The organism is Saccharibacillus sacchari, assembly GCF_037722395.1.
Lineage (GTDB): Bacteria > Bacillota > Bacilli > Paenibacillales > Paenibacillaceae > Saccharibacillus > Saccharibacillus sacchari_A.
The window spans coordinates 353,251-375,692 of record NZ_JBBKAR010000001.1; the positions used below are offsets into that span (position 1 = coordinate 353,251).

15 protein-coding genes and 1 rRNA gene are annotated in these 22,442 nt (G+C 51.1%); 9 read left to right on the forward strand and 7 right to left on the reverse strand.

Annotation, left to right across the window (positions count from 1 at the left end; translation table 11 throughout):
- The first annotated feature begins 140 nt into the window (after positions 1 to 140).
- The 3 genes from argS (at position 141) to WKI47_RS01700 (ending at position 4,731) form a co-directional block, all read left to right on the forward strand.
- Entirely contained in the window at positions 141 to 1,775 is a 1,635-nt protein-coding gene (argS, locus tag WKI47_RS01690; protein WP_425355418.1) for an arginine--tRNA ligase, read from the forward strand.
- Positions 1,776 to 1,953: 178 nt separating this feature from the next.
- Entirely contained in the window at positions 1,954 to 3,351 is a 1,398-nt protein-coding gene (locus WKI47_RS01695) for an amino acid permease (RefSeq protein WP_425355419.1), read from the forward strand.
- Positions 3,352 to 3,795: 444 nt separating this feature from the next.
- The gene (locus WKI47_RS01700; protein ID WP_340225441.1) at positions 3,796 to 4,731 is read left to right on the forward strand and encodes an S-layer homology domain-containing protein; all 936 of its coding nucleotides are present in this window, start codon (positions 3,796 to 3,798) and stop codon (positions 4,729 to 4,731) included.
- Positions 4,732 to 5,163: 432 nt separating this feature from the next.
- Here the strand turns inward: WKI47_RS01700 and WKI47_RS01705 are convergent, their stop codons facing one another.
- Together WKI47_RS01705 and WKI47_RS01710 are read right to left on the reverse strand one after the other, a co-directional pair.
- Complete coding sequence (locus tag WKI47_RS01705) at positions 5,164 to 7,299, reverse strand: ABC transporter ATP-binding protein (RefSeq protein ID WP_340225442.1); 2,136 nt, start codon at positions 7,297 to 7,299, stop codon at positions 5,164 to 5,166.
- Positions 7,289 to 9,061: an ABC transporter ATP-binding protein gene (locus WKI47_RS01710; protein WP_340225443.1), complete on the reverse strand. Its 1,773-nt coding sequence runs from the start codon at positions 9,059 to 9,061 to the stop codon at positions 7,289 to 7,291. Before WKI47_RS01710 ends, WKI47_RS01705 begins: the two co-directional genes overlap by 11 nt.
- Positions 9,062 to 9,562: 501 nt before the next feature.
- Here WKI47_RS01710 and WKI47_RS01715 point away from each other — a divergent pair.
- Positions 9,563 to 9,856, forward strand: a complete 294-nt coding sequence (locus WKI47_RS01715; RefSeq protein ID WP_340225445.1) for a HesB/YadR/YfhF family protein — start codon at positions 9,563 to 9,565, stop codon at positions 9,854 to 9,856.
- Positions 9,857 to 9,925: 69 nt separating this feature from the next.
- Here WKI47_RS01715 and WKI47_RS01720 read toward each other — a convergent pair whose 3' ends face one another.
- Positions 9,926 to 10,432, reverse strand: a complete 507-nt coding sequence (locus WKI47_RS01720) for an ADP-heptose synthase (protein ID WP_340225446.1) — start codon at positions 10,430 to 10,432, stop codon at positions 9,926 to 9,928.
- A gap of 93 nt (positions 10,433 to 10,525) precedes the next feature.
- Positions 10,526 to 11,533 carry a YpdA family putative bacillithiol disulfide reductase gene (locus WKI47_RS01725; RefSeq protein WP_340225447.1) on the reverse strand — a complete coding sequence of 336 codons (1,008 nt, stop codon included), beginning with the start codon at positions 11,531 to 11,533 and terminating at the stop codon, positions 10,526 to 10,528.
- 507 nt (positions 11,534 to 12,040) lie between these two features.
- On the opposite strand from WKI47_RS01725, the gene rsgA reads away from it, so the two are divergent.
- Positions 12,041 to 13,174, forward strand: a complete 1,134-nt coding sequence (gene rsgA, locus WKI47_RS01730; RefSeq protein ID WP_340225448.1) for a ribosome small subunit-dependent GTPase A — start codon at positions 12,041 to 12,043, stop codon at positions 13,172 to 13,174.
- Between the two features lie 14 nt (positions 13,175 to 13,188).
- Here the strand turns inward: rsgA and WKI47_RS01735 are convergent, their stop codons facing one another.
- Both WKI47_RS01735 and WKI47_RS01740 read right to left on the reverse strand, forming a co-directional pair.
- Positions 13,189 to 14,439 (reverse strand): carbamoyl phosphate synthase small subunit, encoded by a 1,251-nt coding sequence (locus tag WKI47_RS01735; protein ID WP_340225449.1) that lies wholly within the window; start codon positions 14,437 to 14,439, stop codon positions 13,189 to 13,191.
- 185 nt (positions 14,440 to 14,624) lie between these two features.
- The gene (locus WKI47_RS01740; protein ID WP_340225450.1) at positions 14,625 to 14,828 is read right to left on the reverse strand and encodes a hypothetical protein; all 204 of its coding nucleotides are present in this window, start codon (positions 14,826 to 14,828) and stop codon (positions 14,625 to 14,627) included.
- 346 nt (positions 14,829 to 15,174) lie between these two features.
- Between WKI47_RS01740 and WKI47_RS01745 the strand changes: the two genes are divergently transcribed.
- From WKI47_RS01745 to odhB, 3 genes are all read left to right on the forward strand, one after another.
- The gene (locus WKI47_RS01745; protein WP_340225451.1) at positions 15,175 to 16,056 is read left to right on the forward strand and encodes a PPK2 family polyphosphate kinase; all 882 of its coding nucleotides are present in this window, start codon (positions 15,175 to 15,177) and stop codon (positions 16,054 to 16,056) included.
- Positions 16,057 to 16,328: 272 nt separating this feature from the next.
- Positions 16,329 to 19,211 carry a 2-oxoglutarate dehydrogenase E1 component gene (locus tag WKI47_RS01750; protein WP_340225452.1) on the forward strand — a complete coding sequence of 961 codons (2,883 nt, stop codon included), beginning with the start codon at positions 16,329 to 16,331 and terminating at the stop codon, positions 19,209 to 19,211.
- Positions 19,212 to 19,215: 4 nt separating this feature from the next.
- Positions 19,216 to 20,520 (forward strand): 2-oxoglutarate dehydrogenase complex dihydrolipoyllysine-residue succinyltransferase, encoded by a 1,305-nt coding sequence (odhB, locus tag WKI47_RS01755; protein WP_340225453.1) that lies wholly within the window; start codon positions 19,216 to 19,218, stop codon positions 20,518 to 20,520.
- Positions 20,521 to 20,629: 109 nt separating this feature from the next.
- Here the strand turns inward: odhB and WKI47_RS01760 are convergent, their stop codons facing one another.
- The gene (locus WKI47_RS01760; protein WP_340225454.1) at positions 20,630 to 21,739 is read right to left on the reverse strand and encodes an AI-2E family transporter; all 1,110 of its coding nucleotides are present in this window, start codon (positions 21,737 to 21,739) and stop codon (positions 20,630 to 20,632) included.
- A 641-nt stretch (positions 21,740 to 22,380) separates the two neighbouring features.
- Here WKI47_RS01760 and WKI47_RS01765 point away from each other — a divergent pair.
- A 16S ribosomal RNA gene (locus tag WKI47_RS01765) occupies positions 22,381 to 22,442 on the forward strand; the annotation flags it as partial.

A 22,442-nucleotide genomic window follows, 5' to 3' on the forward strand; every position in this document is an offset into this window, starting at 1 on the left:
AAGCTCTCGTCTCTTTATGAGGCGAGGGCTTTTTTGCGCGCTTTTGCAGGATAACGAAGGAGGAGAAAATGATGAGTTTAGCACAGATCGGAGCAGAACTGGACATATTATTGGAATGGAAAAAAGGAACGGCGGAGGCCATGTTGGAGCTGCCGCCGAATCCGGAATTGGGCGATGCTGCTTTTCCATGCTTCACGTTAGCCAAAAGTCTGCGCAAAGCGCCGCAGCAGATCGCGTCCGATTTAGCGGAGCGTTTTAAGCTGGAAGGTACGGAAGCCTCGGCGGCAGGACCTTATTTGAATTTCCGATTCGACCGTTCCGTTCATTCGGCGTCTTTGCTGTTGCAGGCTGAAGGACAAGCCGCCGCTCCGAACGGGCAAACGGTCGTGATCGATATGTCATCGCCCAATATCGCCAAACCGTTCGGCGTAGGCCATCTGCGTTCCACCGTGATCGGAGCAGCTTTGTACCGGATGTACACGGAAGCCGGTTATCGCACAATCAGCGTCAACCATCTGGGCGATTGGGGAACGCAATTCGGCAAACAAATCACGGCTTATAAACGTTGGGGTAGCGAAGAGCGTTTGAAGGCTGCGCCTATCCGCGAATCGTTGTCTCTTTATGTTCGGTTCCACGATGAGGCTGTAAACGATCCGACGTTGGAGACCGAAGCGCGTGATTGGTTCCGTCGGTTAGAGAGCGGAGACGAAGAAGCATTGGGCCTATGGCGCTACTTCGTCGACGTAAGCCTGAGCGAATTCGATCGGATGTATGGACGCTTGGGCGTCTCGTTCGACAAAGTGCTGGGCGAGAGCTTTTACAACGATAAAATGGGAGCCGTCGTCGAAGAACTGCGTACCAAAGGGCTGCTGGAAGAAAGCGAAGGCGCACAGGTGGTTCGGCTGGATGATGAAGAGATGCCGCCTTGCCTCATTTTGAAATCCGACGGCACAACGATCTATCCGACGCGCGATCTGGCAACCGCAATCTATCGGCATGACGTACTTCAAGCGGACAAGCTGCTTTATGTGGTCGGCGCGGAGCAAACGCTGCATTTCCGGCAAGTTTTCGCGGTATTGCGGAAGATGGGACGGAAGTGGGCATCCGCCTGCCAGCACATTCCGTTTGGCTTGATGAAGTTTGAAGGTAAAAAGATGTCGACGCGCAAAGGCAAAGTGGTGTTCCTGGAAGAAGTGTTGGATGAAGCCGTAGCGCGGGCAACCGCGATTATCGAAGAAAAAAATCCGCAGTTGCAAAATCGGGAGGCTATTGCGGAAGCGATCGGGATCGGAGCCATCGTATTTGGAGATCTGAAAAACAACCGGATCGGCGAAATCAATTTTTCTATCGAAGAAGCCGTGCAATTCGAAGGGGAAACCGGGCCTTATGTGCAATATACGCATGCCCGGGCACGCAGCGTGCTACGCAAAGCAAAGGAAGGCAGTGCAGAAGCGCAAAATGGTGCCGCAGAGTATGAGTCGATCAAGGCATCGGCATCAGCCTATCATTGGGACGAAGCCTCTTGGGAATTGCTCAAACGTCTATGCGATTACCAAACCGAGCTTCAACGGGGCGTACAACGGCAAGAGCCTTCGGTCGTTGCGCGTTATGCGCTGGATTTGGCTAAAATGTTCAACCGTTTTTACCATCATAACAAGGTACTTAGCGCGGCGGCAGGAGATAAGGAAGTTCGGTTGGAGCTTACCCGTCTGACCGCTGAGCGGCTGCGTTGGGCGCTTGATTTGCTAGGGGTTCGTTCGCCTAAAGAAATTTAATGATCATTTTGTGGACGATTTATCGCGTTAAAGGATGAATTATTCAATCATTTAACGTGTTAAAATGTCGGATTGGGTAGTTTTCCGTAGGCGAGGCTTAAGATAATTTTACAATGTCATTAAACCTCACTAGGACGTGCGTCTGCACGCGATAACGGAAAGGATTTTACACATGGGCATGATCAGGAAATCGTCCTCTTTATTCCGGCGAAAAGCAATCGAGCAGCATGAAAGCAATCTGAAACGGGTACTCGGCCCACTCGATCTGACCACATTGGGCGTTGGAGCCATTATCGGAACAGGAATCTTCGTCCTGACCGGCGTCGCGGCAGCCAAATACGCAGGACCGGGTCTGGTATTATCTTTCCTGCTTGCCGGGATCATCTGTGCTTTCGCTGCACTTTGTTACTCGGAGTTTGCGTCCACGGTACCCGCTTCGGGAAGTGCTTATACGTACAGCTATACGACTTTCGGAGAATTGATTGCCTGGATTCTGGGCTGGGATCTGATCTTGGAATACGGCTTCGCCAGCGCGGCGGTTGCCAGCGGCTGGTCCGGATATTTTCAGAGTCTGCTATCGGGAATGGGCCTTCACCTCCCGCAAGCTTTAACCGGTGCGTTTAATCCGGAAAAAGGCACGGTTATCGATATCACGGCCGTCGTCATTACGCTCATTATCGCAACCCTGCTCACCCGGGGCGTAAAAGAAGCAACACGGGCCAACGGCGTTATGGTCGCGATCAAATTGATTGTGGTGTTCATTTTTATCGGCGTCGGCATTTTCTATGTCAAACCGGATAACTGGGAACCGTTTCTGCCTTTCGGATTTAACGGCGTCGCGGCTGGTGCGGCTACGGTATTCTTCGCTTATATCGGCTTCGATGCCGTATCGACAGCCGCCGAAGAGGTTAAGCGCCCGCAGCGCGATCTACCGATCGGTATCATCGTTTCTTTGGCAGTCTGTACCGTGCTCTATGTCATCGTGTCGCTGATCCTGACCGGAATCGTGCCTTACCATATGTTGAACGTCAGCGATCCGGTGGCGTTCGCGTTGGAATTCGTCAACATGAACGGTATCGCCTGGATCATCTCGCTCGGCGCGATCACAGGCATCACGACCGTACTGCTTGTCATGATGTACGGCCAGACCCGTCTGCTGTATTCCATGTCCCGCGACGGCCTGCTGTCTCCGGTCTTCTCCAAAGTCAGCGGAAAAAGCGGAACCCCCGCTATCGGTACTTGGATCTCTTCTGTGATCATTGCTCTTTTCGCCGGTTTGATCCCACTCGACCATTTGGCCGAACTGACGAACATCGGTACGCTATTCGCTTTCACCATCGTCAGCCTGGGTATCATCATGCTCCGCCGGACACAGCCGGATCTGAAACGCGGCTTCCGCGTCCCCCTAGTCCCGCTGATCCCAATCCTGAGCGCGCTAGGCTGCGTCTACCTGATGTTCCAACTCAAAGCCCTAACCTGGTACACCTTCATCATCTGGCTCGCTATCGGCCTGGTCGTCTACTTCCTGTACGGCCGCAAACACAGCCTGTTGAACCCGGAACAGATTCAGAAGTGATTTTCAAAAGCTCGGTAATAAGCTATTTTGATCTTGATACGTTTTTACAAAAAGAGCTGACCCGAAGTCCACCCGGACTTTGGATCAGCCTATTTTTTTTATAGTTCCGCCCGTTACTTTTTCATTCTTTCATCTAATCCCTTTGGAAAATGCCCTGTCCGTAACCGAAACTTAAGCGGAGGGAGAAATTCAGTGAAATACAGGGTTTCGAAGAAAACCTGCGGTAAAATTCAGCGCTATGTTGACGCCTTCGAACCCGGAAAGTTTCCTTATTTAAATCCAATTCCATTTTCCGGGTGAGACAGCGCCTTGAACGAATTTCTCCCGCAGCTGCGGTTACCGGTTCCCCCACACAGGAGTTTTTCCTTCTCCCTGCAACCTTTTCGAAACCAGTGACGTCTGGAAGAGTGAGAAAAAGAAAATCATACAAGAGGTGACCTACCCATGAAAAAGACAGTAAAAGCTTGTGCAGCTCTGGTAATGGCAGGATCGTTCGCATTTGCCGCTTCGGCATCCGCGTTCAGCGACGTAAGCAATGCGGATGATGCGAAGATCGCTCAATCCCTTCAGCAAAAAGGCATCATGAAAGGCATCGGCGAAGATCGTTTCGCTCCTTCGTCCGATTTGACCAATGCGCAGGCGATTCAATTGATCGTCAACGCGTTCGGTTTGAAAGTCGGCTCGAACATGACTCATACACCGACGGCATCGTTCAATGATAAAGCTTGGTACGCTTCGGCTTATGAAGCTGCTTTGCAGAACGGAATCAAGTCTGTAACCAAATCGGACTCGGTCAGCGCAAAAATGACCCGCGAACAATTCGCAAGTCTTCTGCTTGAAGGTATCAACACGACAGGCGAGTATCCGACGACCAAAATGTACATTTTCTTCGACGATGAAAAAGAATTCACGGGCGACCACTTGGGCGCGATTCAAACACTCGGCAACATGCGTATTATCTCTGCTGGCGGCGAATTCCGTCCGCAAGATCCGATCACCCGTATGGAAGCTGCGGAATTGGTGTATAATGCAATAGAGTTCATTAATAAAGTCGGCGGAGACAACGGCAATGTCGGCGAAGGAACGGAGGTCACGGAAGTGAGCGTAACAACGGCGAAAGAAGCCGACGGACGGGTGAAAGCAACGTTGAAAGCTTCGCTACCGAATCCGGGCTATGGTTTGAAAATCAATGACGTGAAATACGAAGGCAGTAAAGCAACGATTCAATACAGCATCACTAAGCCGGAATCGGGTATGATGTATCCGCAAGTGATTACCGATGCGGAAGTCTCGACTTACCTGACAGGCACGCCTTCTGAGGTTGTAGCCGAGCAGACGGGTGGAGCGACTGGGTCTTCGGATGCGAAACTGTTAAAATAAGAGTTTAGGCAAAGCAAAGAGCGCTCCGATGCGGGGCGCTCTTTTTGTTGCTTAGAAGTTCCTATGCGTTGGGGAGGCGCGGGGCGCCAGGAGAATTCCGTTTCGGTCGCGTGTTGAACTGGGGAAGCTTCGATTGAAATTTATAAGGAGGCTTCCCCAGTTCAAAGGCGAACATAGCTTATGCTTCCGAAGTGCATTTCTTCGAAATGCTTCGCCTTCACTGGAATTCTCCCTCTGCCTGGGCAGCCTCTTCAAAGCGTAGGACTTGCCAAAACAAAAGCGCTCCCGTCGGGAACGCTTTTGTTTGCCGGATGGGCAGGGTGAAGAAGGGATCAAGTCAAAGATTAAAATCAATTCGTATGGAAACTCTAATTGAAGCAAGACGAATTAATCATTGAATGAATCAGATAACCCACCTGTCGATTTCACTGCTTAGTCCCCATTCGCGCCACCGAAAGCAGGTCTGGCGTCGAAGCCGGACTCCGGTTTGCCTGTGACGGGTGTGATGGAGTCGCCGCCGCCTTGTTGGAGCTGATACATTTGGAAGTAACGGCCGCCTACGGCCATCAGTTCGTCATGGTTGCCGCGTTCGACGATTTCGCCGCGGTGCAGGACCAGGATTTGATCGGCGCTGCGAATCGTGGATAAGCGGTGAGCGATAACGAAGGTGGTCCGGCCTTGTTTCAAGACATTCAGAGCGGACTGGATCAACGCTTCGGTCTCGGTATCGATATTGGCGGTAGCTTCGTCCAGGATTAGGATCGCAGGATCAAAAGCAAGTGCGCGGGCGAACGAGATCAATTGACGTTGGCCTGCGGACAAGGTGCTGCCTTTTTCGACAACCGGTTCGTCAAAGCCGCCTGGCAGGTCGGCAAGAATCTTGTCTGCGCCGACTTCGCTGAGTGCTTGTTCAACGCGTTCGCGGCTGATCCGTTCATCGCCCAGACTGACATTGGACGCGATGGTGCCGGTGAACAGATACGGGTCTTGCAGCACGATGCCCATATGTTGACGGATATGCTGCTTCGGCAGATCGCGAACGCTTTGACCGTCGATGGTAATCGTGCCTTTTTGCGGATCGTAGAAGCGGAACAGCAGGTTGATGATCGAACTTTTACCGGAACCCGTGTGGCCGACCAGAGCGACCGTCTGTCCTTGTTTCGCTTCGAACGAGATGTTTTTCAATACATAATCTTTGTTATAGGCAAAAGAAACATGGTCAAAAGCGACGTTTCCTTTATAGCGCGGCATGCCGCCGTCCGTGACGTTTTCGCCTTTTTCATCCAATAGTTCGAACACCCGTCCTGCGGATACCATAGCCGAATCGAGCGCGGCCAATTGGTTGACCATGCCGGTGATCGGCTGGAACAGGCGACCGAGAATATCAACGAACGCATACAAAGCACCCAGCGAGATAATAGATGCGGCACCGTCGATGGTCGAGGAGCCGAAGTACCAGATAACTACGGTAAACGAGATATTGCGCAGCACGTTAACCAAGTTGTGAGACGTGAACGAGTTCAGATTCAGCATTTTGTTCTGGTGCTTCATATAATCGCCGTTCAGTTCTTCGAATTCGTTTTCCGTTTGCTTTTCCCGGCGGAAAACGCGAATGATCGACATCCCTTGGATCGATTCGTTGATGATCGCGTTCAACTCGCTCAGACGTGAACGAATGATCGTGTTGTATTTAGTCGCGACTTTGCGGTACAGGTAGATCCACAGAATAATCAACGGCACGATGAACAACGAGACTGCCGCCAGGCGCGGATCAAGAATGAACAGCGCTACGTAGATCCCCGTGATATAGACGATACCTGTCGTAAAGTTGGACAGTACCGCGATAAACAGATCTTTTACCGCTTCTGTATCGTTGGTAACGCGGGAGACAACTTTACCGGCGGGCAGATTATCGAAAAAGTTGACCGGAAGCCGCTGAATCTGCGCATACAGATCAAGGCGAAGCTTCTGGATGACCCGGTTGGCGGACGATTGAAGCCAGTAGGTTTTACCGAACTCCATCACGATCGAGATCGCCAGGAACAACAGATAGAGCAAGACGAGATTGACGATACCCGGAATTTCCGGCGTGTAAAAGTCGAATAGTTCTTCCTTGGACAGCTGCTGCGCCGGATACGTATCCGTGCCGCTATTCGTCCGAATAGACAATGTACCGTCCGCGAAGCTGCGATCGCCTTCGGGAGTCGTTACCGGTTCATCGACAAATACGAAACTTCGACCGACTTGGAGAATGCGAACCTCTTCGCCGCGTGTCTCGCCCGCTGCGAATCGGTCGCCGCGCTTGTAGTAGGCTCCTTGGTAGGCGATAGCGTCTTCACTTGCTTCGCTCGTTTGATAATGCGGATTTTCGATACCCATCATGTGATCGTCGATCATCATTTTGGCGATAAACGGACTGGCCAGTTCGGCTCCGACCCCGATCGCAAGAGCGATAATGGCTGCGATAAAGGTTCCTTTTGCAGCCAGGGCGTATTGGAACAATCTTCGCGCGGTTTGTTTTTTAGGCGTCGAAGAGGTGTTCTCGGGTTGTTCGGAATTATACTCCATGATGATTTTGCACCTCCTCGGAGGAGAGATTGGATTCAACTTGCTGTCGTTCGAATTGCTCACGGTACCAGCCGCCCATCGCGACTAGTTGCGCATGGGTGCCTTCTTCGACGATTCGTCCTTTTTCAAGCACGACGATATGATCGGCATGTTCGACGGCAGACAGGCGGTGAGTAGAGATCAGCGTCGTTTTACCCGCACGCTTCTCCCGGATATTGCGAATGATACGAGCTTCTGTGCGTGCGTCGACGGCAGACAGCGCATCGTCGAGAATCAGAATCTGAGGCTCGGCGATAAAAGCACGTGCCAGCGAGACGCGTTGCTTTTGACCGCCGGAGAGGGAAACGCCGCGTTCTCCGACTTTGGTTTCCAGACCGTCAGAGAGCGTTTCCAGATCGCCTTCAAAAGCAGCGGTACGGATCGCTTCCATAATTTCGGCTTCGTCCGCATCGGATTTGCCGTAACGGATATTTTCGCGAACGCTTTTGGAAAACAGGATTTGTTCCTGCGGCACATATCCGATCCAGCTATGCAGGCGATCTTTGCTAAGCGATTCGATCGGCGTGTCGGAGAGCAGAATCTCGCCCGTACCTGTCGGATACTCATGCAGAAGCTGCTTGAGCAGGGTGGACTTGCCGCTGCCTGTACGCCCGACGACGCCGAGCGTCTGACCGGCGCGAAGCTTCAGGCTGACCTGTTCCAGATTATCGACGGTCGACGTCGGATAGCGGAACGTCACGTCGCGGAACTCGATTGTATCCGGAGCGGCGATATCGGCCGGATGCGGTGGATCTTCGATATCGGCTTTGGTGAACAAAACTTCGTTGACGCGATCGAGAGAAGCTCCGCCACGCTGCATGATATTGATCAGCTCGCCGATCGCGAACATCGGCCAGATCATCATGCCCAGATACATATTGAACGTGACGAGGTCGCCGAGCGTCAGTTCGCTGCGGAATACCAGATAGATGCCATAGGCAAGACCGATCAGATAGCTAAGCCCTACGCAGAGCCGAATATAAGGTTCGAATACGGCATCGACTCGCGCGACGGCCAGGTTCTTTTTATACACGTCGTTGGTAATATCGGAGAACCTTTTCTCGTCATGGCGTTCTTGCACATAGGCACGGATGACGCGAATCCCGGCTACCGACTCCAGAACCTGGTCGTTCATGTCGCCAAAAGAATCTTGGGCCACCGTGTAGCGCTGATGAATGATTTTGCCGTAGATGCTCATGCCGATCGCGATGAACGGAAGAGGGATCAGCGCGGCGAGGGTGAGTTTCCAGCTTACGATAAAGCCCATGGCGAGCAGCACGGTCAGCAGGAAAAGCGTGGAGTCGGTCAGCGTCAGCATCCCGAATCCGGCCGTCATAGCGACGGCGCGCAAGTCATTCGTAGCGCGTGCCATCAAGTCGCCAGTCCGATTGCGTTCAAAAAACGGCGGCGTCATACGCAGCAAATGAGCCATAAAACGGCTGCGAAGTAAGCGTTCCACCAGGTTGGAGCCCCCGAAGAGCTGGCGCATCCATATGTACGTGATTCCGTACATGATGACAAGCAAGCCCAGGATGCCGCCGATGTACGCGAACAACCGCTCGGTCGTGATCAGGCCGCCGGCGATATCGTCGACAGCGATACCGATCAACCGTGGAGGCAGCAATTCAATAACGCCGACGATGACGAGGAAAAATATGCCGATCAGATAACGTCTTTTTTCCTGCCGGAAAAACCAGCCGAGATTGCGAAGGACGGAAAACATTCCATCACTTCCTTTCTTCGTTACGATAGATTTACCAATCAAATTTGCGAAAAACCGCAAAAAAAGCATATCGCAGTGCGCGATATGCTTAAAAACGATTCATATAGCGGACGATGTAGACAAAGCCAATCGTCGCGTTTTTGAGTCAAACGGGGCAACTCTCGGATCACGAATGATCAGAGAGCGCAGGCCGGAAGACGGCGGAAGGAGGCTTCATCGATATGAAGTTCAAAAAGAGCGCGCAACGGACGGTAAGCTTCCGGACGAACAGCCAATCTTTTTTTGAACGCGGACATCGAATTCACTCCTTCCTAATTTTTGATGATCGCAAAATGATCTCGTATGCTCCCGATTTTAGCATCGTCTCTCAGAAAAAGTCAACGAAAAAGTTTTCGCAGCAAGTATTTCGATTTGTCGGAAGAAACATTCTGCGGTATGATGGAGGGGTAAAAGGGACGCATGGAAAGCAGTCCCGTTATCGCGCGAAGGAGGGAACCGAATATGAGTCTCAATATCACGCAACAAGCCGCAGACTGGTATAAAAAAGAGCTGGGCCTGCAACCGGGTGATTATATTCGCTTTTATGCCAGATACAGCAACACCAGCGACATTCATCCGGGATTTTCGCTCGGGATTGCTACCGAAACGCCAAGCACTCCGGGTCTGACGCAGTCGTCGGAAGGCATTACGTTTTACATGGAGGAGAAGGATCTCTGGTATCTCGACGGTTACCGACTGAACGTGACCTACTTGCCGGAGCATGACGATATCTTGTACGCCTACGAGCAAGAGTAAGCACAAAAAAGACGAACGAACCGATAACCTCGGTCGTTCGTCTTTTTTCATGCGCAAAGTCTAAATGATTTACAAATGAGCTGTTCCTTCTAGGGCGAATTCAAAATCGTCGATATCGAAAACCTGAATAGGTACCGCAGCCGAGATGATCCGCTGAATCATCTCAAGCTGGTCGGTCAAAATAGGCGCTTCTTCCTTGAGCGAAGAAAGCAGGACTTCGGTTTCGATCGGATCGAACAGCTCGCCGTAATGAGCGTTATCGACGGCGTTGATTATGCTGAGTTTGATTTGATCGCCCAGCAGGATAGGTGCGCTTTTTGCCCAAGGAACCGTAAGGGCCTTCTGAATTTTTTTCTTGTTCAGCGGCTCCTCGAAGTAAGCGATCAGTTCTTTTACTTTTTCTTTGACATGCCGGTCGTCGCCCGGTTCATTCATTAGCGGCTCCGCACCTTCTTCGAATTCGTAAAGTTCCAATACGGTTGTATAGGGAACGATATATTCGACCGGACGGTTCGCCGAGAGCAATTGCCCGTAGATGGCGACCATAACGGCTTCGATGACAAAACGTTGAGACATAAGCAACGATCCTCCTAGCGGCCTGGCAACCATCTTGTAATCCACCCGGCCAAATCCTGTATGTGGGAAGTATAGCACAAGCGGACATTGAAATCAGCCTTTTACAGAGTTTTCCTCCGCATTTGCTCGCTTCGCGATATGTTCGGCAATCACTCCGCCATGCATGCGTCCGCTCTCGATAAACACTTCGTTGGCATTGCGACCGGAAGCGATAACGCCTGCGACATACAGTCCCGGTACGCCCGTTTCCATGGTGTCCGGATCGAATACAGGCTTGTCGAGGTCATCGGACATTTGAGCGCCGGCCTCCGTCAGCAGCTTGCGATCCGGGCGGAAGCCCGTCATTGCGAGCACGAAGTCGTTGTGAATGCGCGTTTCATTCTCGGGTCCTTGGACAACGACATAATCTTCGCCGATTTCGGTCAGCTTCGAGCCCAGATGCAGAGTGATTTTGCCTTTGGCGATCATTCCTTCGAACAGAGGGCGTACCCAGGGCTTGATATGCTGGGAAATCTCGTTGCGCCGATAGATCATATCGATCTTGGCTCCGACACGGATCAGCTCCAGCGCGGCATCGACAGCGGAATTGCTGCCTCCGACGATCGCGACGTTCATGCCGGCATACGGATGCGCTTCGCGGAAATAGTGAGTGACTTTATCTTTCTCCTCGCCGGGAATGCCCAGCTCGTTCGGATGGTCGAAATAGCCCGTGGAAACGACAACGCTGCCGGCGGCATACTCATGTTTGTTGCCTGCGCGGTCGCGCGTGTCCACCTTGAACGTTCCGTCTTCCTGCGGCTTGATAGCCAAAGCTTCTTCGTAAGAGGAAATACGCAGATTGTAGCGATCGGCTACTTTGCGGTAATAAGCCAGCGCTTCATGGCGAAACGGCTTTTCATTCGGCGAAGTAAAAGGCACGTCGCCGATTTCGAGCAGTTCGGCTGTGCTGAAGAACTGCATATTTGTCGGATACAGGTAAATCGAGTGAACTACATTATGTTTTTCGATGATCCGAACAGACAAACCGCGGCGACCGCACTCAATAGCGGCGGATAATCCGCACGGTCCTGCTCCGATGATCAGAACGTCTTCTTTTTCCATGATAAGTACTTGTTCCCCCTTGGTTGTAGATATTGACTGTAATTGTCGCTGCCCGCGTCACGCGGAAGGCACTCTTACTCATTATCGCGCAAAGCTGCCGCTTCGTCCAACGATCTTGCTATGCCGCTTTGTTTGGATTTCGAAAAAACGCTTGACAATCCATTTTACGCTCCGCTAGAATGAGTGGCAAATACTGATGAAGGGAGAGATGAGCTATGGGAACTTTACATTCGATTGTGATTAGAAGTCGCAAGCTCTCTCCAAGATCAGTGATACGGACGGATTGCACGCGTTCTTAATCTTGTTTGTCAAGAGATTGAACACGGGCGCTTCGCAGCGTATAGGCTGACGAATGCTGCCTGTTGCGGATTTCGGCGCGGGCTCAGGCAGCCGGGGAGAGTTCTCTCCCCGGCTTTTTTGCGTGGTTTGCCGGACAGATTGGAATGGGGGAGAGAGTCGTAGAGTCATTTTCGCATACAACCCAAATCCCAAAAATTCGGAGGAACCATGTATAAAACAAAGAAAAGCATTACAGAAATAACGAACAACCTTTTCCCGGAAACGTACGGCTGGGATTCATATTGGCAAAAAGAGTGGTCGGCAGCCGGATATGAAGCCGCGGATCTGACACCTGTTCGGGTGACGGCCGATTTCGGACAGCAGTTCAAGGTTGCGACGGCAAATGGCGAATATATGGCGGAAACCAGCGGGAAAATGCGTCATCTGACGGAACAGGGTTCGGATCTGCCTGCTGTCGGAGATTGGCTGGCTGCGGAACTGCTACCGGGAGAGCATCGGGCGCGTATTCATGGCGTTTTGCCCCGTCGCAGCAAAATTTCGCGCAAAGCAGCCGGCAATCCGGTTCGTGAACAAATCATTGCCACCAATATCGATACGTTGTTTTTGGTCACTTCGTTGAATTACGATCTGAATATTCGTCGTCTCGAACGTTATCTGATCATGGCCTGGAATGCGGGAACGCAGCCGGTTATCCTGCTAAGCAAAGCGGATTTGTGCGACGAAGTTTTTCGGTTGCAGGCCTTGAACGAAGTGACGCTTGCGGCTCCCGGTGTTCCGGTTCATATGGTGAGCGCGCAGACGGGAGAAGGAATGGAGCAGGTCGCGGGATATTTTGCAGGCGGACGCAGCTGCGCACTCGCCGGAACGTCGGGCTGCGGCAAGTCTACATTAACCAATTATCTGGCCGGAGGACATGTACAACGGACCCGTGACATCCGCGAGGATGATAGCCGCGGACGTCATACGACTACGCATCGCCAAATGTTCGAAATTCCGGGCGGGGGCGTGTTGATCGATACCCCCGGGATGCGCGAGCTTCAGCTTTGGGAGGGCGAAGAGGACGGCATGTCAGGTACGTTTTCCGATATTGAAAACTTGGCCGGCAATTGCCGTTTCCGCGACTGTACGCATAACCGTGAAGAAGGATGTGCGGTCAGGACGGCGGTGGACGACGGCGAGCTGGACTCCGGCCGTCTGAGCAGCTACCGCAAAACGCAGCGTGAGCTGGCTTTTCTGGAACGCAAAGAAAAAAACCGTTCCACTACAGGTCGCAGTGCCGGGAACGGCAAACGGGACCAGCGTAAGGAACGGCGCGTTAAAAATTGGTTACATGAAGAATAATTCAGAATCTTGAGTTAAAAGGCGGACGGAGCCAACACTTTCTCCATAGGGGAAGTCGCGACGTCCGCTTTGTTGCGTTTCGCTTGCTGCTGGGCAGCAAAGGTGCCGCTATGCTTTTGGGAAGCCACGGATTCTCCCTCCGCCGAAGCTGCTGTCCGCGACTTCGCGGTCGAAGATACGAATGGCGCACGGCTTGCTTTGAACTCATCAATCATTTGTAAAAACTCGTCAAATAAGCGATTGCTGTCGGTAGGTCCGGGTGCGGCTTCAGGGTGGAACTGCACGGAAAAAGCAGGAGCGCTTTTATGCTTAAGTCCTTCCACGCTTCCGTCATTGTTGTTGATATGCGTAATTTCAAGATTCGTATTGTCCAACGTCTCTTCCAATACCGAATAGCTATGGTTTTGCGAAGTGATCAGACAATGTCCCGAAGAGACTTCTTTGACCGGATGGTTGGAGCCCCGATGTCCGAATTTGAGCTTCGTCGTATCCGCGCCTGAAGCCAGAGCGAATAACTGATGACCCAAGCAAATACCGAATAGCGGAAGCTGACCGATCAGTTCGCGAACGGTATTGATCGCTTGCGGCACGTCTTTTGGATCTCCGGGGCCGTTCGACAGCAACACGCCGTCCGGGTTGTAACGGTTAATTTCCGCAACGCTCGAGGTATGGGGGACAACGATCACATCGCAGCCCCGATCGCCCAATTCGCGCACGATGCCGGCTTTGCTGCCATAATCGACGACAACGACGCGTTGTTTAGTGCCGGGCACATGGTAGGCGCGCGGTGTAGATACCTGGTTTACTTGATCATGTAGAGCTGCGGTCGCCTTCAATTGCTCCAACAGTTCTTCCGTGCTGGCCGATCCCGTTGTAAGCAAACCGCGCAGCGTTCCCTGATTACGCAAACGGCGAGTCAACATACGCGTATCGATATCGGAAATCCCCGGAATATCGTATTCCTTCAATAACGTGCCGAGGTCGTATTCGGAACGCCAGTTGCTTGGTGCTGTCTCGTAACGGCGCACCGCGAACCCGTGAATCCAAGGGCGAATCGCTTCAAAGTCTTCACGGTTGATGCCATAGTTTCCGATTAGCGGCTGGGTCATTGTAACAATCTGTCCGCAGTAAGAAGGATCGGACAAGACTTCCTGGTAACCGGTAATCCCTGTATTAAAAACAACTTCGCCGGTCATCTGTTTATCACTGCCGAACGAAGTTCCTGTGAACAATGTGCCGTCTTCCAATAATAATCTGGCTTTCATGGTGCTTCCCCTCCCGAAAAGAACGTTTATATAGATCAGCCTTTTGAGGCTTTGGATTTTTAAGTTTAATTAAATATACAACTTTAAGAATAAATATGCAAATCATTTAAAAGAAAAAACGAACTTGGCAACTTTTCCCGAAAAAACGGAGATTCGCCACCAAGATTCGTTTATCGATCACCTGTTCAAAAAGCCGCCGTACGGTAATCTCTGGACGATACGGGCTCTGCAAGCGGGTAACCGTTACCGAAGTTCATGTCTCCCGGCTCGTTGTAGCGATCTTGCACGCAGTCGTACTCGACCAGAAAGCAATGCGGACTGGCGCAAGCCGTGCATAATGTGTTTCCTTCCATAAGAAGGCGACCCGGTTCTTTGGCCAGGATTTTCATCCAGGCAACGGCTCCTTTGATATAACGATCACCGTCAGCACTAAAAGAACCTGTGCATTCGAACGTCCGAAAGCAGGAGCCGCAGATGCAATTTCGTTTTAAAAACATGACCGGATCTCCTTTCGTCGACTATGGATTCAAACCGTTTTACGTTTCGTCTGTTGTCTATATCCTGAGCTTTAATTACCACGGGGCTTTTTCTTGAAACGATCTTGCAAAAAGTCCTAGCGACAAAATGTGCCAAAACGGGTATTGATAACAAGAGTGCAATTTTCGTCTGATGGATAAAAGAATCAAACGAAACGGCATCGCAGACAAGATCCTTGCGAAGGAGTGACGGCAACGAATGAAGATGAAGACGCAGCTATGCACAGGAGAAAAGGTTCGCCTGGATCAGATTCCTACGGTTTATGCCAACGAAGACCGACCTGAAGACAAGGAAATCGCCGCCAAAAAGAAAAAGTTGAACCGAAAGCTGGAGCATTTGCAAGAAAAATTATTTTCCTCGCGCAGCCATGGCGTTTTATTCGTGTTTCAAGGCATGGATTGCAGCGGAAAAGACGGCACGATCAATCATGTGTTTTCCGAAGTGAATCCGCAGGGCGTACTTACGCACAGCTTCAAAGCTCCGACCGACGAAGAAACGGAGCATGATTATTTGTGGCGCGCGCATCGTCAAGTACCGGGACGCGGCTATATTGCTGCTTTCAACCGTTCTTACTACGAAGATGTGCTAATTACGAGAGTTCACGGTACGATCGAAAACAAAAAAGCGCAAAAACGTTTTGGGCAGATCAACGATTTCGAAAAAATGCTGAAAGAAAACGGCATTATCGTCGTCAAAATCTTTTTGCACATTTCGAAAAGATTCCAACTCGAAAAATTGATCGCTCGCATAGAAAATCCGCATAAAAACTGGAAGTTCGATCCAAGCGACCTGTCGGAACGCAAACATTGGGACGATTATCAGGCGTGCTACGAAGACGTATTGACGGAATGCGCAAGTTCGAAGCTTCCTTGGCATATCGTACCCGCCGACGACCGCTCGATGCGCGATCTGGCCGTTCTTCAAATCGCAGTGGATACGTTGGAAGATCTGAATCTCGAATTTCCGCCTCCGGTACCCGAGTTGCAGGATCTGCTGCCCGAATTGTACGCGGAACGAGATAAAGAGTCGGATAAAAACGAAAATCGCAAAAACGCGGCTAAAAAAAACAAAGACAAATAAATGTGCGTCGTCCGGTCGGAAAAACAGGTTTGACCGGACGGTTTTTCGCATGACCCTAGCGTCGATCCAATTGGAAAAAGCGAACGCTTACATCGCGCTGTCAGGTCGTTCAGAAATTTAGCAAGTAACATGCCGAATAAATTGAACTCGCTAGCAAAAAGGGGTACAATCGAGAAGTAAGCGTTTTGTTCACCAATTTGTAAAAAAGTGAAATGGTAAAAAACATTCATCCAAAATCGGCTTTTGCAAACACATTACGGAGGGTGGCAGCGATGGCGAAACAAATTTCGAACACGCATGAGCCATGGGAAAACTATTACGGTCCGAACCTCGGATACGTACAAGAGCAGTACGAACGTTACCAGGAGGACCCGACATCGGTGGAGCCTTCCTATCGGGAGCTGTTCGAACGCTTCGGCGCACCGCCGCAGCATCGATCTTCGAACGCTTCGGCTTCTTTTGAAACGGGAGTCGCTTCGACTGATTCGCAATCATTAAAGAAAGCGGTTGCAGCAAGCAAGCTCGTATGGAACATTCGTACCTACGGGCATTTGGCTGCCGACATCGATCCGATTGGATTGGATGAACAGCCTCACGTGTCGTTCCTGGAACCCAAAGAAGTCGGTTTGTCGGAACAGGATCTGGCATCGCTTCCGGCATCGCTGATCTGGGAAGAAGCCCCGGAAGGCGTCGTAACGGGATTGGATGCGATTCGCAGGTTGCGGGAAGTATACACCGGAACGACCGCCTACGAATTTTCCCATGTGCATGACGAAAAAGAACGCGATTGGCTGAACCAACGTGCCGAGCTTCAAAAGGCTAACGGGGGATTGACGCCCGAAGAGCGCAAGGCACTGCTGGAACGCCTCGTGCAGGTCGAACAATTCGAGGAATTCCTGCACCGTACATTCGTAGGGCAAAAACGGTTCTCGATCGAAGGCATCGATATGCTCGTACCGGTGATGGACGAACTCGTGCGCGGATTTTCGAAAGCGGGCGCGGAACACGTGCTGATGGGCATGGCTCACCGCGGACGTCTGAATGTGCTGGCACACGTGCTTGGCAAACCGTATGGCCGAATTTTCTCCGAGTTCCACCATGCGCCGAATAAAGACCTCATGCCTTCAGAAGGTTCGATGGGAATCAACTTCGGCTGGACCGGGGACGTAAAGTACCACTTGGGCGAAAAACGGGCAGTCGGCGATGAAGGCAAAACGCGTCTGACGCTTGCGAACAACCCGAGTCACTTGGAATACGTCGATCCGGTTGTCGAAGGCTTTGCGCGCGCGGCGCAAGAAGATCGGAGCCAGCCCGGCTATCCGAAGCAGAACACGAATAGCGCGGCATCGATTCTTGTCCACGGCGACGCGGCTTTCCCGGGTGAAGGCGTTGTAGCGGAGACGCTCAACTTCAACCAGCTTCCGGGCTATCAAAACGGAGGAACGGTACATATCATTGCCAATAACCGGCTTGGTTTTACCACCGAAAGCGGCGATTCCCGTTCCACGCATTACGCAAGCGACTTGGCGAAAGGATACGAAATTCCGATCGTTCACGTGAATGCCGACGATCCGGAGGCTTGTATTGCAGCTGTTCGGCTGGCCTGCGAGTATCGCATGACGTTCAAAAAGGACTTCGTGATCGATCTGATCGGTTATCGCCGTTACGGCCATAACGAGACGGACGATCCGGAAACAACGCAACCGCTGATCTACAAAAAGGTCAGAGCTCACGATACCGCTGCAACTATTTTTTCAAAAAAATTGCATAAAAGCGGTTTGATTGGCGAGAGCGGTCTGGAAGAGTTGCGCGAAAAGATCGTTACTGTGTTCAAGGAAGAGTATGAACAGATGAAAAACGGCAAACAGGGCGCAAGCCATCCGTTCCCGTTTGCTTCTAGCATTGACGAGACGCCTTTGGAATCCGTAAAAACGTCGGTCGAGCTGGACAAGCTTCGTTCGATCAACGAGAATCTGCTCAAGCGCCCGGAGACGTTCAACGTATATCCAAAGCTGGAGCGTATCTTGCAACGTCGTTCCAATGCGTTGGATGACGGGGAAAAAGTAGACTGGGGACAAGCAGAGACGCTTGCTTTTGCTACGATCCTGTCGGACGGCACTCCGATTCGGATCAGCGGCCAGGATGCGGAACGTGCGACATTCGCTCACCGTAACCTGGTTCTGCATGACGCTCAAACGGGAGAGACCTATTGCCCGCTGCATGAGTTGCCTGAAGCCAAAGCTTCGTTTGCCATTCATAACAGCCCGTTGTCCGAGGCTTCCGTTATCGGTTTCGAATACGGATATAATGTCTATTCGCCGCAGACGATGGTCATTTGGGAAGCGCAGTACGGTGACTTCGCCAATGCGGGTCAGGTTCTGCTTGATCAGTTTGTTATGCCAGGACGTTCGAAATGGGCGCAAAAGTCCAGTCTGATCATGTTGCTTCCGCACGGTTACGAAGGTCAGGGACCGGAACACTCCAGCGCGAGATTGGAGCGTTACCTGCAATTGGCCGGGGAAAACAACTGTACGGTTGTGAGCTTGACCAGTGCGGCGCAGTATTTCCACTTGCTGCGCAGGCAAGCGGCGATGACGACTCGCGAGGATGCGAAGCCTCTGGTCGTTATGTCGCCGAAGAGCTTGATCCGCAATCCGCGCGTAGCTTCATCGGCTGCCGAGTTTACGGACGGACATTTCAAGCCGACCATCGAACAGGCGGGACTTGGCGAGGCTCCGGATCGTGTAACACGTGTGTTGATGTGCAGCGGCAAGATTGCAGTCGAGCTGGAAGATACCATTGAAAAAGATACTGAAGCCGACTGGAGTTGGCTGCATATTTTGAGAATCGAACAGCTTTACCCGTTCCCTGCACGTGAAGTGTCAAACTTCCTCGAACGCTTCAACAATCTCGAAGAGATTTATTGGGTTCAAGAGGAACCGCATAACATGGGCGCTTGGCGTTATATTGATCCGAATATTAGATCCGTCGCTCCAAAGGGCGTTGAAGTGAGTTACACGGGCAGACCGGAGCGTTCCAGTCCGGCGAGCGGTTACCAACACATCCATACTTTTGAGCAGCAGAAAATCATTCAGACGGCTCTTGGCCAAAATCAGAATACGCCGAAAAAAAATCAAATGAGTTTGGGGAGGTAACGCCGTGAGCGACATTAAAGTACCGGAAATGGGAGAGTCCGTTACCGAAGGCACGATTCTGCGTTGGACGGTAGCGGAAGGCGACGCCGTGCAACAAGGCGACGTGCTGCTGGAGCTGGAAACGGATAAAGTCAATCTGGAAGTCAGTGCGGAATCAAGCGGTTTGATCGAGACACGTATGCGTCAAGAAGGCGATACGGTCCAAGTCGGCGAAGTGATCGGACGTATCCGTACCGGAGACGCCGCGTCTTCGACGACGGGCACCGCTTCCGCTCCGAAAGGCGAAGAAAGCCCGGCTGCCGCAGCGGAAGCGTCGTCTCCGCCTGCTTCGTTGCCGGAAAGCCCGAAAGTCGCCGAGGCCGTCAGTCCGCCTCCTGCGGAAAGCGGCGACGCCGGAACCAAAGCTTCGCCAGCTGCGCGCAAGCTCGCACGTGAACGCGGCGTCGAGCTCGGCAGCGTGCCGAGCGCGGACCCTATCGGCCGTGTCTACTCCGGCGACGTCAAATCGTTCGCCGAAGGCGCCCCGACCTCGCAACCCCAAGCGGCGCCGCAGCCCCCGGCTGCTCCGCCGAAAGCGCCGAAAGCACCGTCGGCGATCGACCCTCTGAAGCCGGTCGAACGCCAGCGCATGTCCCGCCGCCGCCAGACGATCGCGACTCGTCTCGTCGAAGCTCAGCATAACGCAGCCATGCTGACTACATTCAATGAAGTCGACATGACGGCGATCCTGGATGTACGGAAACGTCGCAAAGACAATTTCAAGCAGAAATTCGATGTCAACCTCGGCTTCATGTCGTTCTTCACCAAAGCAGTCGTCGGCGCGCTCAAAGCGTTCCCGGCGGTTAATGCGGAGATCGACGGCGACGAGATCGTTTACAAGAAATTCTATGATATCGGTATTGCCGTATCGGCCAAAGAAGGTCTGGTTGTTCCCGTCGTTCGTGACGCCGATCGCCTGGGCTTCGCCGAAATCGAGAAATCGATCGCTGGATTGGCTACAAAAGCGCGTGATAACCAGTTGGCGTTGTCTGATCTGCAAGGCGGCACGTTTACCATCACAAACGGCGGCGTCTTCGGGTCGTTACTGTCTACGCCGATCCTAAACGCGCCTCAAGTGGGTATTCTCGGTATGCACAAGATTCAATTGCGCCCGGTAGCGATCGATGCCGAGCGTATGGAGAATCGTCCGATGATGTATATCGCTCTCTCTTATGATCACCGGATCATTGATGGCTCGGAAGCCGTAAGATTCCTTGTGAAGGTGAAGGAACTGCTGGAAGATCCGGAAAGTTTGTTGATCGAGAGCTAAAACTTGATATTCGAATCAAAGGCGAAATAAAGAAACTCCCGTTCGAACCTCGCGGTCGAACGGGAGTTTTTTGTGTGCAGATATAGCGGATCAGGATAATCGTGCTTTTTTAATGAAGATCCGGACGCGTTAACTTTGAACTCCGATAATATCGGTACAGATGAATCGCTACAATTTTTACAACCATATAAGAAGGAATAACGATCAGAATAGCAATGAAGCCACCTATCGCACCGCCGCTTAAAAGCAGGAATACCGTAGTCAAAGGATGAATGTCCAGCGCAGAGCCATAAATCATCGGCGATAATAAGTTGTTGCGCAGCATTTGCCCCAGCGCAATAACAACGACGATCCAAATCACGGTAGTCGGAGAATCGATAAAACCTACAATAACAACAGGAATTGCTCCAAGATACACCCCGATATACGGGATCATGTCGGTCAAAATGATGAACAATATCAGAAGGAGCGGATAAGGAACCCCTATAATAAGGAAACCGATTAAGTCAAAGACGCCTACGCAAGCTGCCAATAAAACACGACCGACTATAAATCCGCTTAGTGCAGCATCAATGTCTTTCGCCATATCGCGGAACGTAGGGCGAATCTTCATCGGAGCGGCTTTAAGCAGGAAGGCATATCCTTTGCGATCATCCTTCAGCATAAAGTAAAGAATCATAGGAACCGTAGAAACGACAAGGAAGATCCAAGCCACCGTAGACAATGCGCTCGTCAGCGAGTTACTGATTGAATTCAACACATTTTCGAGATAACCCGATAATTGCTGCGGAATATCGATTCCTACATCAATATCGTTAATACGAGTGCCCCAAATTTCTTGTTCCTGAACCTGAAGCATCAATAATTGTAGCTGATTGGAAAAATTTTGCGCAAGTTGGGGGAGGTTGTCGCTAAAATTCAGAAATTGCGAGCGCAGAATAGGCCACACCCAAATAGCAAACCCGGCAAACACTCCAACCGCAGCGGCATACAGCATCAATATCGACCATGGACGCTTAATATGCCAATCATTCAACTTCCGAATCGTAGGCCTGAATAAGTAGTAGAGAAAAAGCGACATTACGATAGGAAAGAAGATTAAGCTAAAAGCGGCTTTGAGCGGTGCGATAATACTTGGAATCTGAGTGAGCAGAAAAAGAATGATCAAAATGAAAATAATATGTAGGCTGGTTCGCATAAAACGATCGGATTTAAACATGAGAGCCTCCTTTGAACAGAATATGAAGGAATAAATTCAATTGAAATGAAAGCGTTTCAAAATGGTTGGAATTGGATTATTACTATATTAGGCCGCTCTTGTGTTGTATGATTGGATCTACTTCTTATTATAACCTAAGTAGCAAGAAACGATTTAGGTACAGATCTGCAAATATTCTAATATAGCGAGTTGAATTTTGTAATCATAAAATGCTTGCTATGTAGCTGTGGGCGTGATATATTCTAGGAACGGCCTTGAAAGAGCGCCCGTTCGGTTCGAATAAGTGAGCGAGTCCAAGTCGAGATCGGAAAAGAAGCTTCGCAAGAAGCTGAAAAAAGATTTCAAAAAAGACTTGCAAAACGAAAACGAACATGCTAGTATATAAGAGTTGCTGCTGTGAGCGAAACACTGAGCGGTAGAAACATGAAACACAGTTTGCTCCTTGAAAACTGAACAGTAAGTGAGTCAGAAACGAAATTCTTAGACCCCAACCGGGTAATAAGAATTGGAGTTCCCGCGATAAGCGAAAAAGGTTTAAATCTTTGAGTGGTTCGTGTTGAGAAAAAAGAGAATGAAAATTCTCGCCACGTTTTAAACGAGCACATGGTGCTTTCTTTTAAACGGTGACTTCGGTCGCCACCTTAATGGAGAGTTTGATCCTGGCTCAGGACGAACGCTGGCGGCATGCCTAATACATGCAAGT